The sequence below is a fragment of the Pseudomonas sp. 25 R 14 genome, from assembly GCF_900004755.1.
GTDB lineage: Bacteria > Pseudomonadota > Gammaproteobacteria > Pseudomonadales > Pseudomonadaceae > Aquipseudomonas > Aquipseudomonas brenneri.
Genome location: NZ_CVTS01000064.1, coordinates 77,757 through 90,717, shown reverse-complemented (window position 1 = coordinate 90,717; position 12,961 = coordinate 77,757). Strand labels below are relative to the sequence as shown.

General features: G+C 58.8%; 15 protein-coding genes. 8 read left to right on the top strand and 7 right to left on the bottom strand.

Annotation, left to right across the window (positions count from 1 at the left end; genetic code table 11):
* The 6 genes from BFQ03_RS23120 to BFQ03_RS23095 all read right to left on the bottom strand — a co-directional run bounded on the left by BFQ03_RS23120 (position 1) and on the right by BFQ03_RS23095 (position 4,767).
* On the bottom strand, positions 1-918 hold the full coding sequence (locus BFQ03_RS23120) for a VOC family protein (RefSeq protein WP_065944123.1): 918 nt from the start codon (positions 916-918) through the stop codon (positions 1-3).
* 11 nt (positions 919-929) lie between these two features.
* On the bottom strand, positions 930-1,826 hold the full coding sequence (locus BFQ03_RS23115; RefSeq protein ID WP_065944122.1) for a fumarylacetoacetate hydrolase family protein: 897 nt from the start codon (positions 1,824-1,826) through the stop codon (positions 930-932).
* A gap of 14 nt (positions 1,827-1,840) precedes the next feature.
* The gene (locus BFQ03_RS23110) at positions 1,841-2,236 is read right to left on the bottom strand and encodes a RidA family protein (protein ID WP_065944121.1); all 396 of its coding nucleotides are present in this window, start codon (positions 2,234-2,236) and stop codon (positions 1,841-1,843) included.
* A gap of 30 nt (positions 2,237-2,266) precedes the next feature.
* On the bottom strand, positions 2,267-3,313 hold the full coding sequence (locus tag BFQ03_RS23105; protein ID WP_065944120.1) for an Ldh family oxidoreductase: 1,047 nt from the start codon (positions 3,311-3,313) through the stop codon (positions 2,267-2,269).
* A 62-nt stretch (positions 3,314-3,375) separates the two neighbouring features.
* Positions 3,376-3,777 carry a cupin domain-containing protein gene (locus BFQ03_RS23100; protein ID WP_065944119.1) on the bottom strand — a complete coding sequence of 134 codons (402 nt, stop codon included), beginning with the start codon at positions 3,775-3,777 and terminating at the stop codon, positions 3,376-3,378.
* A gap of 66 nt (positions 3,778-3,843) precedes the next feature.
* The gene (locus BFQ03_RS23095; RefSeq protein WP_204839931.1) at positions 3,844-4,767 is read right to left on the bottom strand and encodes a PDR/VanB family oxidoreductase; all 924 of its coding nucleotides are present in this window, start codon (positions 4,765-4,767) and stop codon (positions 3,844-3,846) included.
* Positions 4,768-5,118: 351 nt separating this feature from the next.
* Between BFQ03_RS23095 and BFQ03_RS23090 the strand changes: the two genes are divergently transcribed.
* From BFQ03_RS23090 to BFQ03_RS23065, 6 genes are all read left to right on the top strand, one after another.
* The gene (locus BFQ03_RS23090) at positions 5,119-6,468 is read left to right on the top strand and encodes an aromatic ring-hydroxylating dioxygenase subunit alpha (protein WP_065944117.1); all 1,350 of its coding nucleotides are present in this window, start codon (positions 5,119-5,121) and stop codon (positions 6,466-6,468) included.
* Positions 6,458-6,988 carry an aromatic-ring-hydroxylating dioxygenase subunit beta gene (locus BFQ03_RS23085; protein ID WP_065944116.1) on the top strand — a complete coding sequence of 177 codons (531 nt, stop codon included), beginning with the start codon at positions 6,458-6,460 and terminating at the stop codon, positions 6,986-6,988. Before BFQ03_RS23090 ends, BFQ03_RS23085 begins: the two co-directional genes overlap by 11 nt.
* The gene (locus BFQ03_RS23080; protein WP_065944115.1) at positions 6,985-7,797 is read left to right on the top strand and encodes an SDR family oxidoreductase; all 813 of its coding nucleotides are present in this window, start codon (positions 6,985-6,987) and stop codon (positions 7,795-7,797) included. The genes BFQ03_RS23085 and BFQ03_RS23080 overlap by 4 nt, the downstream gene beginning before the upstream one ends.
* Before the next feature lie 71 nt (positions 7,798-7,868).
* Entirely contained in the window at positions 7,869-8,087 is a 219-nt protein-coding gene (locus BFQ03_RS23075; protein ID WP_065944114.1) for a hypothetical protein, read from the top strand.
* Positions 8,088-8,179: 92 nt separating this feature from the next.
* Positions 8,180-8,881 (top strand): DJ-1/PfpI family protein, encoded by a 702-nt coding sequence (locus BFQ03_RS23070; RefSeq protein ID WP_065944113.1) that lies wholly within the window; start codon positions 8,180-8,182, stop codon positions 8,879-8,881.
* Positions 8,882-8,953: 72 nt separating this feature from the next.
* Positions 8,954-9,394: a RidA family protein gene (locus BFQ03_RS23065; protein ID WP_065944112.1), complete on the top strand. Its 441-nt coding sequence runs from the start codon at positions 8,954-8,956 to the stop codon at positions 9,392-9,394.
* Positions 9,395-9,421: 27 nt separating this feature from the next.
* Here the strand turns inward: BFQ03_RS23065 and BFQ03_RS23060 are convergent, their stop codons facing one another.
* Positions 9,422-10,444 carry an AraC family transcriptional regulator gene (locus tag BFQ03_RS23060; RefSeq protein ID WP_065944111.1) on the bottom strand — a complete coding sequence of 341 codons (1,023 nt, stop codon included), beginning with the start codon at positions 10,442-10,444 and terminating at the stop codon, positions 9,422-9,424.
* A 269-nt stretch (positions 10,445-10,713) separates the two neighbouring features.
* Here BFQ03_RS23060 and BFQ03_RS23055 point away from each other — a divergent pair, with 269 nt between their 5' ends.
* On the top strand, positions 10,714-12,309 hold the full coding sequence (locus tag BFQ03_RS23055; RefSeq protein ID WP_065944147.1) for a phytoene desaturase family protein: 1,596 nt from the start codon (positions 10,714-10,716) through the stop codon (positions 12,307-12,309).
* A gap of 53 nt (positions 12,310-12,362) precedes the next feature.
* Positions 12,363-12,956 (top strand): cysteine hydrolase family protein, encoded by a 594-nt coding sequence (locus tag BFQ03_RS23050; RefSeq protein WP_065944110.1) that lies wholly within the window; start codon positions 12,363-12,365, stop codon positions 12,954-12,956.
* Positions 12,957-12,961: the final 5 nt, after the last annotated feature.

The following is a 12,961-nucleotide window of genomic DNA, read 5'->3' as shown; positions in this document are numbered from 1 at the left end:
CTAGTCTCCGGTTTCCAGGTTGGCGTTCATTTCCTTGCTCCAGAACTCGGGCACCCACTCGGGCCAGATATACGGAAGGCCGTTCCAGTCCCGTGTTTCCCAGGACTCGCTGATCTTGTCCATGTCGCTGTAGTACTCCACCCAACTGCCCCATGGGTCGCGGATGTAATAGAACAGGTTGGACGCCAGCGCATGACGGCCCAGGCCAAAGCCCTCCTTGTACCCGGCCTTTTGCATTTGCAAGGCGCCAAAGCCGATGGCGTCCACGGAGTCCACCTGGAAGCTGCTGTGCTGAAAGCCGCGATGGGTGCTTGGAATCAACCCGAAGCAGTGGTGATCGCGGATGCCGGTGCCGGCTGAAAGGAAGGTCACTTTGCCCGGCACCCGATCCGCGATGCGCATGCCCAGAACATCCAGGAAAAACCCTTCGACCCGATCATAGTCATGGGTGAACATGAGCATATGCCCCAGGCGGTTTGGCTTGGTTTCGCGCTCTAGCTCCTGCCAGTAGTGTCGATCGACGCGTGGCTCAAAGGTCAGCGGCGGCAGTTCGAGCACGGGTGGCTTGGTTTCCACCGGAACCAGGTTGATCCAGGTGCCCCAGTGATCCTGGAACCACAACCCTTCGCGAATCGCACCGAACGGTGGTGTCGTTACAGGTATTCCCGAGGCCTGCAGGTGCTCGGCGAAGCGCACCGTGTCGATATCGCGAATGGCGAACGAGAGGTGGTGGAGCTTCTTTTGTGCGCCTTTGAGAAGAACGATATCGGCGGGGCCAGTGTGTTTGGAGCGCAGTTGTCGGGATGCTCCCAGGTGCTGCGACTCAAGCCCAAAAGCCGAGTAGAACGCATCGGCCACCTCGAGATCAGGAACCTCCAGGCCGTAGCCTGCCAGATATTCAACGCGTAGTTTTTGCATGCTGGGCTCCATCACGCGGTATAGGTCGAAAGATCGGTTGCGCGAAGGGTGTTGCGCAGCTCACCCAGGCCGTTGGCACGGGTGACGATCCGGTCGCCGGCTTTCAGGAAAACCGGCGGGGTGCGGGCGTTGCCGATGCCGCTGGGGGTGCCGGTCAGGAGGATATCGCCGGCATAGAGGGTCAGCCCCAGGGACAACTCGGCAATCAGTTCCTCGATAGGAAAGGCCATGTCGCTGACCTTGGCTTTCTGCATGAGCTTGCCGTTGAGCTCGAACTCGATGCCGACGTCGTTGATCGCGATGTCATCGCGTAGGGTTATCCAGGGCCCCAGGGGCATGGTGGCGTCGAGACTCTTGCCTCTGAACCACTGCCCGCCATGGCGGCGTTGCAGATCGCGTTGCGAGATGTCATTGGCCAGGCAGTAACCAAAGATATGTTCGTGCGCACGTTCCTTGGGGATGCTGCGCCCGGTCTTGCCAATCACCACAACGATCTCGGCTTCGTAGTCCCACTTTTGCGAGAGCCTGGCATCGAGGGCTACGTCGTCATCGGGGCTAATAGTGACGGTGGGGGCTTTGGTGAAGAAGGTCGGTGCATCGGGTTTGGGCACATCCTGGCCTTCGCGTTTACCCTCACTTTCGTAAAAGTGGTCCCAATAGTTCCAGCCGGTGCACAGTACATCGCGGCTGAAGCGCTGGATCGGTGCCAGGACCTTGACGTCGGTCAGGTTGAACTGCTCGGCCTCGCCAACCAGGGCCGAGGAGCGCACCATTTCCAGGATGGTCTGGCCCCCGGCGATGATATCAACGAGGTCACCGTAATACGCAGGGACCAGGGTGCCGCCGTGCTCATTCAACAGGCACGCTACGCGCACTCTGCCGTCTATTCGAATGGTTCCAAGCTTCACGGTCGTATCCTTTTTTATTCAGGCAGAACAGCGATGGCGCTGATCTCGATCAGGTACTCGGGGCTGACCATCTTGGCCACTTCTACCATCGTGGATGCAGGTACCGGGGAGACAAAGAACTCACGGCGCACACGGTGAATCACGTCAAAGTGCTCGATGTTGCGCACATAAACATCAACGCGGCAGATGTTTTCCAGAGAGCCGCCGGCGGCTTCACAGGCGGCCTTGAGGTTTTCGCAGACCTGGCGGGTTTGCAGCTCGATATTGCCGATCCCGGTAATGCTGCCGTCGGCGGCACGCGCCGTCATACCGGAGATGAACAGCAACTTGCCCTGGGCCTGGCACATCGTGGCCTGGGAGAAGTGACCGTTGGGTTTGGCCAGTTTTTCAGAGGTGATCTGGGTTTTCATGGGAGTGCTCGCTGGTGACATAAAAAAGTGTTAGAGGCGTAGGTCACTGTTGGCCGCCTTGGCCAGTGCATTGAGTTCATCGATCAAGGTGGCATGCAGGACGCAATTGCCGGCTATCCGTTGGCGGTTGGCACGTTCCAGGTCGCCGGGCGCATAGATCGTTTCGGTGCCCGATGCCCGACGCGAATCGCGGATCGACTGGGAGAACTGCGCAACCTGGAGGCCAATCCCGCTACCGCCGGCGATGCGGCTGGCATCGATGGCGATGAAGGCGTGGGAGCAGTTGTAGGGCTGGCTCGTGTCGCCGTACAACGGGCGCACAGCGGCACCGACTCCTCCACCCGAGAGTGCGCCGCAGAGCAGGTCGACGGCCACCGCCAGACCGAAACCCTTGGGGCCTGCGGCCGGTAACAGCATGCCGTTGATGGCATCGCTGGCGCTGGTGGTCGCCCGGCCTTCAGCGTCAGTGGCCCAGCCTTCGGGAATGCTTTTGCCTTGGGCCTGGGCGATGCGGATCTTTCCCATGGCGGTGGCGCTCATCGCCATGTCCACCACCAGCTGGTCGCCCGTGGCGCTCGGGAAGGCAATGGCCATGGGGTTGTTACCTACCAGCGCCTGGGCGCCACCGGGTGCGGGCATCAAAGGGCGAGTGTTGGAAAATGAGAAGCCGACCATGCCCGCATGGGCGAACTTTTTCGACCAATAGGCGGCGGTGCCGAAGTGGAACGCGTCACGCACGGTCACAATTGATATCCCGTGTTGCTGCGCGCGTTCGATGGCGAGCTTGACGGCCACCTCCGAAGAGAGTTGGCCGAGGGTGTTGGCTGCCGTCATGATTACCATTGCGCCGTGGTCCTCCACGATGGAGGGTTGCCCGTCGACGTTGATGCTGCCGGCTTTGATGCGTTGGACGTACATCGGCACGAGGGAAACCCCGTGGGAAGGGATGCCTTCCAGGTCCGCACTGACCAGCGATTGGGCCGTGCAGGTGGCATCGTCTGCGGCGAGGCCCAGCGACTCAAAGATGGCCCCGATCAGGCGGGTCAGGTGTTCGGCGGGTACGGTTTTTCCGGTCATGTTTGTCCTTTGTTCTTCTTGTGTGGGCATCAAATGCGTGCGCTCACACGCCACGCCTGCGGTCAATGGGCATCTCGTTCGTCTGTGTACCAATCGGGTTTTTGCGGGTAGTGCGGGCCGTCATAAATTTCAACCACGATGGTTTCTTCATGTGCGTAGGTGGGGCCATGCACGTTGCCCTTGGGGTTACAGTAGAAAGAGCCCGTTACCAGCGTGACGCCGGTTGAGGTGTATTCGTACTTGCCCGACAGACAAAACATTGATTGGTTGGAGGCATGCATATGCGGCTGCGGAATGCCTGTGTCTTTGTCGAACTTGATCAGTGCGATGGAGGCGCCTGTCTGCTCATCGCGAAACAACATCTTTTCATGCACTCCCTTCAGTGATTTTTCACGCCAGGGGAGGGTGGCGGTCTGAAGGAGTATCTCGGCGAGGTTGGTCACGGGAAATTCTGGCTGGGTCATTTTTAGTGGCTCCGCATGAAGCGTTTTAAACAGTCAGTGAATGGGTCTGTACGGTCGTGTGCCCGCTTATAAATCGAGCACCAGAACGGCAGACCGGCTGCGCGAAACACAGGGGTACATGAGGTTGTTGGCCACCCGTTCGCGCTCTGTAAGCACGTAATCGCGATGGTCGATTTCGCCCTGGAGGACGGTCGTCGCACACACGCCGCATTCCCCGCGTTTGCAATCGAACAAGGGGTCACAGCCTTGCTCGATCAGGACGTCGAGAATGCTTTTGTCGGCCGGGATATGGAGCCTGCGGTCGCTGCCGGCCAGGACCACATCGAAGGCACTGTCGCCGGGTGTCGTGGCCGGGGGGGCGAAGAGTTCAAAGTTGAGTTTGTCGCGGGCCCAATCGCGTCGTTGGGCCTCGGCGAGCATGGCGTCGAGCAAAGGTGCAGGCCCGCATATATGGATGTCGTCGTCACTGTCGAACTGGTCGAACAAAGCACGGATATCCATCGGTGCCCCAACCTCTGCATCGGTATGCACGAACAGCCGGTCGCCCAGCAAAGCGTGCAATTGATCGATCAGGGCCATACACGCCCGATCACGGCCGGCATACACCATCTTGACTTCACGCCCGTGGAAGCTGCAGGCGGCCGCCATGGTGGCCAGCGGGGTGACGCCGATTCCGCCAGCGACCAGAAATACGCGTTTGCCGGCCGTGCGCAGGGGAAAGTCGTTGCGCGGCTCGGTGATTTCGATGATGTCGCCGACGTTCAGGGCCTGATGCATGAAGCGCGAGCCACCACGGCCCTGCTCGTCGAGGCGAACGGCGATGAGGTAGCACTGCGGTGCGCCAGTCGAACCATTCCCGTATTCCAGTTCTATCAACGAGTACTGACGCCAGTCCTGGCAGTCTTGCAGTTGTACCGAAACGCCGATATGCGCGCCGGGTGTGAAGGCCGGCAACGGCTGGTCAGGATCATGAGACTCAAGCCTGAGCATTCGGACCCCGCTTGCCGGAGTGCTTGCTTCGGCTATTCGCACACGCAACGTTTGTTCGTTTTTTATCGCTTGCATGATCGAACCCTTGTTTCTGGTGGCCGCGCTTGTTTGCGCAGGGCAAGGTTGATCAAAGTCTAGGTAGCCAGCAGCGCGACGAATATCCGCAAACCGCAATCTGGCAGGACGTATCTATCCGTTTCTGGCACAGCCTGGAACCTGCTCCTTGTGCTGCGCGAAATACGGATAGTGCCTTGCGATTCCTGGCTATTTGATCGTCAAGGGCGACGGCAAAATCGTAGCTCGCAGTGTTTAAGCGGTGTTTCGATCAGCCAATAAGAAGAGGTTCACTCCATGATTAGCACGGATGAATTGAGGCAGCTTGTGCGTCCGGACGGCGTTCATAAACGCGTCTATACCGACCCCGAGATATTTGCCCTGGAAATGCAGAGGATCTACGGCCAGGCCTGGATTTATGTGGGTCATGAAAGCCAGGTGCCCAAGACCGGCGACTACCACACCACCCAGCTTGGCGACCAGAAAGTCATCATGGTGCGGGTCAACGACCAGAAGATCAGCGTGCTCTATAACCGCTGCCCACATCGTGGAGCGAACCTGGTTGCTGATGGTGCGGGTTGCGTCGGCAAGTTTTTCCGTTGTTCCTATCACGCCTGGACGTTCAAGCTCGATGGCTCACTGCTGACCACCCCCATGCGCGCGGGCTTGGAGGGCACTTCCTTCGACCCGTCGAGCCCCGAGGTTTCTATGGTCCCGGTGGCACAGGTCGACAACTATCGAGGATTCGTCTTTGCCAAGCAGAGCGTGGGTGGCCCGGGCCTGGTCGAGTTCCTGGGCGGCGCGGCGAGTTCGATCGACAACCTTTGCGACCGCTCGCCTGTTGGCAAGGTCGAGGTGGCAGGCGGCGTGTTCCGGGTGATGCAGTTGTCGAACTGGAAGATGTTCTACGAAAACCTGCATGACACGATGCATGGTCCGGTTACCCACGAGTCCTCGGTGATCGCCGCGCGCGAGCAGGCTGAGGAAATCGGTGAGATGCCGTTCGAGCTGTTGATTCAGGACGGTAACGGCGAGCCGTACAGCTTCTGGGAAAAACTCGAGTTGCGTGCCTATCACTATGGTCATGGTTACATGGAAGGCATTTTCGATCCCGCTGCGGCAACGCGTGATGAAGTTTCACGTCGGCATTTCGCTTGCCTGAGCGATGCCTATGGTGAAGAGCGGGCGCGTGAAATCCTGGGAATGAGCCGGCATAACACAATTATTTATGGCAGCGGCTCACCTCACAATGTGTTCCAGCAGTTTCGCGTCATTCGCCCGGTATCGGTGGACAGGACTCTGGTCGAGATCCAGGTTTTCCGTTGTGTGGGCGCACCGCCGGAAGTGTTCGACCGGGCACTCACGTACGCCAATGTGGTGAACTCGCCGTCTTCGAACGTCATGCCGGACGATGTCGAGGTGTATCGCCGCTGCCAGGTCGGTAACACGACAGCGGGTGGCGATTGGATCAGCCAGCATCGTTATGCGGGGACGGATGTGGTCTTGCCCGATGGCGCCGTCTCGATCAATGGCACCAGTGAACTGCCGATGCGCAACCAGTTCGCTGCCTGGCGGCAATATATGGAAAGTGAGCCGTTGACACCACACAAAGAACAACAGCGACTGGAGGTGCATTGTGTTGAATGATGGCTTTCTCGATATCTCGATCGAACCCATACATCCCACGTCGCCGGACGCACAACTGACCTTCCAGGTGGAGCAATTTCTGTTTCGCGAAGCGTCGTTGCTTGATGAACGAGCGTTCGATGGCTGGCTGGCCCTCTGGGCCGAAAACGGTCGCTACTGGGTGCCGCGAGCCCCCGACCAGGCGAGTCCTCACGAGCACATTTCAATTTTCTGGGAAAACGCCATGCTGCGTGAGACGCGCGTGCGGCGTCTGCTGAACGAGCGCAACTGGTCGCAACAGCCGCCGACAAGAACCAGCCGCGTGGTGAGTAATGTCTGCGTGCTGGGACGTGATGCTCAAGAGCGTCTGATCGTGAGTTCCCGCCTGCATGTCAGCGAATATCGGCTCGATTTGAGGTATTTATCCGGGCGCGTGGTACACAAGCTGGTTGAGTCGCCCGAAGGTTTCAAGATCGCACTCAAACGGGTCGACCTGGTCAATTGCGACAGCGTCTTCAGCAACATCGAGGTGTTCCCGTGAGCGCTGGTGGCGCCGGCGCAAAAGGCCCTCTGGCGGGCAAGGTGGCGATTGTCACCGGCGCTGCGCAGGGGGTGGGCCTGGATATCGCCAAAGTGTTGCTTGGGCAGGGCGCGAAGGTCGTGTTGACCGACATTCGCCTGAACGACGACGTGCTTAGGCTGCTGGGTAAAGCATGCCTGTTCGTTGCAACCGACGTGCAGATTGACGAGCAGATCGATACCTGCATCGCACGCACGCTTGAGCGTTTTGGTGCGGTGGATGTACTGGTGAACTGTGCAGGTATCTATCTCGATCAGGGGCTTGATTCATCGAGGCAGGATTGGCACCGCACGTTAGGGGTGAACCTGGTTTCCGCCGCGATTTTTGCCCAGCGGGCCGCTGTCGTCATGGGGCGGGGCTCCGTCATTGTCAATATGGGCAGTACGGGGGGGAAGTTCGGTACATCGGGCCGCGCCGTCTACCCCGCCTCCAAAGCCGGCCTGTTGCAGATCACGAAAAACATCGCCGTCACGCTCGCGCCAAAAGGCATACGTTGTCTCAGTATTTCTCCCGCCTGGACGTGGTCGCCGTCGTTGGCTGAACACAGCGCAGGCTCCATTGATAGGGCAGATGAGGTTGGCGCGCGGCTTCACCCGCTCGGCCGGGTCGGCAGGGGCGAGGAGGTGGGGGCGGCGGTCGCATTTGCCTGTTCTGACGCGGCCTCCTGGATCACCGGGGCGGACATACCCGTCGACGGTGGTTTCAGTTGCCTGGGGCCGGACCAGGGGCACTCGCCGCGTGCCTGGTTTTCCATGTCACGCCAGGAGTAGCGCCGAACGTTCGGAGCCACTTGTACCTGTTTATGAATACCTTCTTGAAAACCGTAAAAGGAAACGTGTCTATGAACGTTATTCTGAAAGAATCGCTTATTGCAGGTTTGATCGGCGGGATCATTTCAGCCGTTATATCTTTTTTGGTGAACCAGAGTTCACCGCTGCCTCTCTCTTCCCTTGAGCACTCAATAGGACATGGCATTACCGGACTGATCAGTGGTTTGATCAGCGCCTTTATGGGCGTGTTCATGATCCTGCGTAAAGTAAGCAAATCGACGACCAAGTAAGTCCCTTGCGGATCATCCATGTGCCAAAGGACCGGCGATGTTACCTATTGGATCGATGGCGAAAGACATCCAACCTAAAGGAAAGCTGGCCTATGAATACCAAGTTAAAGATCGCAATGCTGTGCTATCCAGATATGACATTGCTGGACTTGCTGGGACCGGAAACGGTATTCAGCAAGTTTGCCGACATCTATCTCGTCTGGAAGACACTGGAGCCCGTACAAACCGACACAAACCTGTTGATCAACCCCAATTGCACACTGGCCGACTGCCCCAGCGATCTCGATATAGTGTTTGTACCGGGGGGGCCGGGTACCGGTCGCATGATGCGGGACGCCGAGATACTGTCTTTCATCCGGGAAAAAGGCCATTCCAGCCGCTACATCACATCGGTGTGTACAGGTTCACTGATCCTGGCCGCAGCCGGACTTCTGACGGGCGTCAAGGCGACGACTCATTGGTCAGCGCGTAATGAGCTTGGCAGGCTGGGTGCAATAGTGGTCAAGGAACGTATCGTCTTTGACGGTAATCGGATCACGGGCGGCGGGATTACCTCGGGTATCGATTTCGGCCTGAAGGTCGTGGCGACGTTGATTGGCGAAGATGTTGCCAAGGCCATGACGCTGTTTCTTGAATACGATCCAGCACCACCTTTTACAACGGGTACACCGGAGCAGGCTGGCGACGAAATACTCTCCATACTGCTGCCCCATCTTGCGCCAATCACGGATGGGATTACTGGCGCGACGAATGAAGTATGCCGTAGAAACGAGCGACTGCTCCACGCCATCTGAATACGAGTGCGAGCAAGCATCAAGTGCTTTATTTGGCTCAGATCCCCTATTAAGTAGTACGGAGTGAACACCATGAAAGACAACGAGCAAGGCCTGTTTACCCAGGCGCCTGCGCTGACACTGACGAACCCTTTGGGGCTGTACGATCCGAGCGGCAACGGTTATTCCCACGTGGCGCAAATTGCTGCTGGCACGCGGCTGGTGTTTATCTCCGGCCAGGGGGGGGAGAACGTCAACCTTGAGTTGGCCGATGATTTCTCGATTCAAGTGGAGCAAGCGTTGGCAAACCTGAAAATTGCCTTGGCTTCTGCAGGCGCGCAAGTCAACCAGGTGGCCAAGCTGACTGTACTGATCGTTGACCACAGCCATGAGCGCTTGGGGATTTTCGGCAACGCACTGAATCAGGTCTGGGGCGCAGCGACAAAACCCACCTGTACCTTGATCCCGGTACCGCGCCTGGCACTCGACGGTATGTTATTCGAGATCGAAGCTATCGCCGTCGTTCCCGCCTGACAAGTTCCGGCTTATTTCGTACCCAACCTAAGGCATTGTGCATTTGTGCAATGCCGACGTGGCGCTTGGCAATTCGCCAAACCTATCCTTGTAGTACGCTGAAAACCTGCCCAGATGCCCGAAACCAACCGCCAGTGCGATGTCGGTAATGCTGTTGGACGAGCGGGCCAGGATTTTGCGGCGGGCTTCTTCCAGGCGTATATCGCGTAGCCAGGCCATTGGGCCTACGCCGAACTCCTGCTTGCAGAAGGTGTGCAGTGAGCGTGAACTGATTCCGGCCGCGCGAGCCAGGTCCTCCAGTGAGATGGGCGCCCACAAATGCGCAAGGCTGTACTGGCGCGCGGCGTCGAGGGCCGAGCGTTTCGTTGAGCGGGGCTGTAACGCATGACTGATCGGTGTGTCAGGCTGTTTGTGTATGTGGGTTAAAAGGAGCAGGGCCAACCCGATCTCCAGATACTCCAGCCAGGCGGGGTGGCAGTGGCCGAAGCCCTCGCTATGCCCAGGGTTTATCTGGTCGACCAACGACTGAACAAGGCTGCACCATTGCGCAGCCACGTGACTGTCCAGGAGTACCACGGGGGCCAGATCCTCTCCTTCGTTCAGATCCGTAAGCGGTGTATAAAGCCGCGAGGCAGCCGCTTTGGCAAAGGCGGACGGCACCCGCAGAATGAGTTGCTCGCAGTTTTCGCTCCAGCGAAAACTGATTTCACGTCGCGGTGCAAGGACGGCGACCTGGCCAGGGCCTATAGAGGTGATCTCTCCGTCACTTTTGATGACGGAGCGTCCGCGCAAGGGCACCTGTACCAACATGAAACCATCGAACGGGTCGGGCCGGATCTCAACGGCCGGCCCATAGCGAAGAATCATCAGCCTCAGATGCCGGGTATCGATGCTGTACAGCGCCGAGTCCACTTCGCCAGGCCCCCAGCTCATCACGTGATTGTTGAGTGCCTGGCGCAGGTGTGCCTGAAAGTCCGCCGCACTGCGCGACTCAAAGACCAGGTTGCTGTACATGCGGGATAAATCGAGTGTCTGGAAGGAGCTGTTCATCGGTGGCTCTCACGGCAGTAAGAGAAGATGTTTGGTTTTTTTATAAAAGTTACATCGAAAAAATCTGGCGTTATCGACGTTTCAAAGCGTGAAAAATAGGGCCGGATCAAGGTGTGTCTCTGGGCTCATCGGATAGTACGAACATTCTGAGCGCAATGTCCAACCCCAAAATATTGCTACCGCCGCAAACGGCAAACTTGCCAAAAATGGACAGCCCTGATGCGGGAAATGGATAGTGCGCGTGCGCAATGAACCCCCATGCTGCTGCCATGAAAATAAACCAATCCCAAATATACGACGTCATTATCGTCGGCAGTGGCATCAACTCATTAGTGTGCGCGGCGATGCTTGCCAGAGCCGGACGCTCGGTGTTGGTGCTGGAGCGCGAAACGGTTTTTGGCGGGTGTATCCGCAGTGATGAACTCACGCTGCCAGGGTTCGTGCATGACACCCTGGCCATGGCGTTCCCACTGTTTGTGTCCGGGCCTGCTTATGTTGCGTTGGGTGACGCCTTACGCGCAGAGGGCTTGGTGTTCTGCACCAGTGTGGCCTCCACCGGTGTGCTCTTGCCTGACGGTTCCCACACATGGTTATCGACTTCGCGTATTGAAAATCTCGCGCGGTTCGAACGCCTGGCTGTGGGAGACGGTGCGGCCTTCGCCAGAGCCATGGAGGGGCTGCAACGCCACGAAAAGTTAATCTTCCCTTTATTGGGCAATGAGCTGTGGCGGGCGTCCACCGCCTGTGCGCTGTCGCTGCAGGTGCTCAAAAGAGGTATGCATTCTACGTGCGATTTTTTGGGTGAGTCGATGATGTCGTGCCGGCACTGGCTCGATGGCGCGGTGAAAAGCCCGGCGCTGCGCGCGCTGCTTGCGCCCTGGACGCTGCACGCCGGGCTGGGGCCCGACAGTGCGATGTCGTCGCTGATGACCAAAGTCATTTCATCGATGCTTGAAAACGTTGGATTACCTCTGGTGCGTGGTGGCAGCAAGGGCCTGGTTGACGCCTTGGTAGCGGTGATCCGCAAGGCCGGCGGGCATCTTCAGCAGGAGACCGATGTTCGGCGTGTATTGGTCCGCAAGGGAAGGGCGTACGGCGTGCAATTGGCTGACGGTCGAAAAATCGAGGCCGGTGATATCGTCTGTAGCGTGACGCCGACACAGCTTTATGGGCAACTGCTTGAGCCGGATCATGTGCCGAGGCAAGTGCTGGAGCAAAGCCGGTCCTACCGTTACGGAAAGGGCAACATGCAGATCCATCTGGCGCTCTCCGAGCCGCTCAAATGGCCCGTGGCGGAGCTCGATTCGGTGACTTACATTCATCTGTGTGATGGGCCGGACTCGATCTCGCGCGCCATCAACGAAGCAGACAGAGGGTTACTGCCGGCAGAACCCACCATTTGCATTGCCCAACCTACGATCCACGACCCCTCGCGCGCGCCCGCCGGGCGGGCCACCCTGTGGATTCAACTGCCCGCGTGCCCGCGTATCGTTCGTGGCGATGCAGCAGGCCAGATACAGGTGCCGGCTGATGGGCGCTGGACCGAAAGCCTGAAAGAAGCCTATGCAGACCGGGTGCTGGCACAGATTGCCCGGCAGTTGCCCGGCATCCGCACAAGCGTGTTGGCGCGCCATGTTCTCTCTCCCGCCGACCTCGAGGGGCTCAACGTCAATCTGGTCGGTGGCGATCCGTATGGAGGCTCATGCGAGATGGACCAGTCGATGCTGTGGCGGCCGTTGCGCGCCACGCGTAATCACACGACCTGCGTGGCCCATCTCTGGCATATCGGTGCCTCGACCCATCCGGGGCCTGGTGTGGGTGGCGTGTCGGGCTTGCATGTCGCGCAAGCGCTCGGTGCTGGCTGACCCCTCAGTCGTATTGCCTCGCTCTTAATGATCCCCGATAAGGAATGAATGACATGACTGTTCGTACCGCCGTGCTTGCCTTGCATTACCAGAACGAAGTGCTTCACCCCAAGGGGCGTATCCGCGTGGGGCTGGCCGAGAATGATCCGATGCGCGATCAAGTGATCGAAGCAGCCGGGCGGCTGCTGGCGGGCGCTCGCGAAAAGCAACTGCCGATCCTGCACGTACGCATTGCTTTTCGCCCCGATTACGCGGACTGCCCCAGGAACACACCGATATTCCGCAAGACCGTGGAGCTGGGCGCGGTACGCAACGGAGAGTGGGGGGCAGAGTTCATGGCGTCGCTGGCGCCGCAGCCGAGCGAGCGTGAGTTCGTGATGACGCACACGCGTATCAGCGCGTTCAAGGGCACCGCCGTCGAGCAGACGCTACGTATGTTAGGGGTGGAGCACCTGATCGTTGCGGGCGTGGCCACGCATTCGGTGGTCGAGAATACGGTGCGCGAAGCTGCAGACCTGGGCTATGCCATCACGGTGGCCGCCGATGCCTGTGCGGCGGCGGCGCCGCACGTGCATCAAGCCGCGCTGTCCGCCATGGCGCTGATCGCTGATATCTCGACGGTGGCGGGCGCGCTACAGGCTGAGTGAGACTA

Bases quoted from the DNA above. Each gene is read 5' to 3' on its own strand.
- BFQ03_RS23120 (WP_065944123.1), bottom strand. From the start codon at position 918: ATGCAAAAACTACGCGTTGAATATCTGGCAGGCTACGGCCTGGAGGTT.
- BFQ03_RS23110 (WP_065944121.1), bottom strand. From the start codon at position 2,236: ATGAAAACCCAGATCACCTCTGAAAAACTGGCCAAACCCAACGGTCAC.
- BFQ03_RS23105 (WP_065944120.1), bottom strand. From the start codon at position 3,313: ATGACCGGAAAAACCGTACCCGCCGAACACCTGACCCGCCTGATCGGG.
- BFQ03_RS23100 (WP_065944119.1), bottom strand. From the start codon at position 3,777: ATGACCCAGCCAGAATTTCCCGTGACCAACCTCGCCGAGATACTCCTT.
- BFQ03_RS23095 (WP_204839931.1), bottom strand. From the start codon at position 4,767: ATGCTCAGGCTTGAGTCTCATGATCCTGACCAGCCGTTGCCGGCCTTC.
- BFQ03_RS23090 (WP_065944117.1), top strand. From the start codon at position 5,119: ATGATTAGCACGGATGAATTGAGGCAGCTTGTGCGTCCGGACGGCGTT.
- BFQ03_RS23075 (WP_065944114.1), top strand. From the start codon at position 7,869: ATGAACGTTATTCTGAAAGAATCGCTTATTGCAGGTTTGATCGGCGGG.
- BFQ03_RS23070 (WP_065944113.1), top strand. From the start codon at position 8,180: ATGAATACCAAGTTAAAGATCGCAATGCTGTGCTATCCAGATATGACA.
- BFQ03_RS23065 (WP_065944112.1), top strand. From the start codon at position 8,954: ATGAAAGACAACGAGCAAGGCCTGTTTACCCAGGCGCCTGCGCTGACA.
- BFQ03_RS23060 (WP_065944111.1), bottom strand. From the start codon at position 10,444: ATGAACAGCTCCTTCCAGACACTCGATTTATCCCGCATGTACAGCAAC.
- BFQ03_RS23055 (WP_065944147.1), top strand. From the start codon at position 10,714: ATGAAAATAAACCAATCCCAAATATACGACGTCATTATCGTCGGCAGT.
- BFQ03_RS23050 (WP_065944110.1), top strand. From the start codon at position 12,363: ATGACTGTTCGTACCGCCGTGCTTGCCTTGCATTACCAGAACGAAGTG.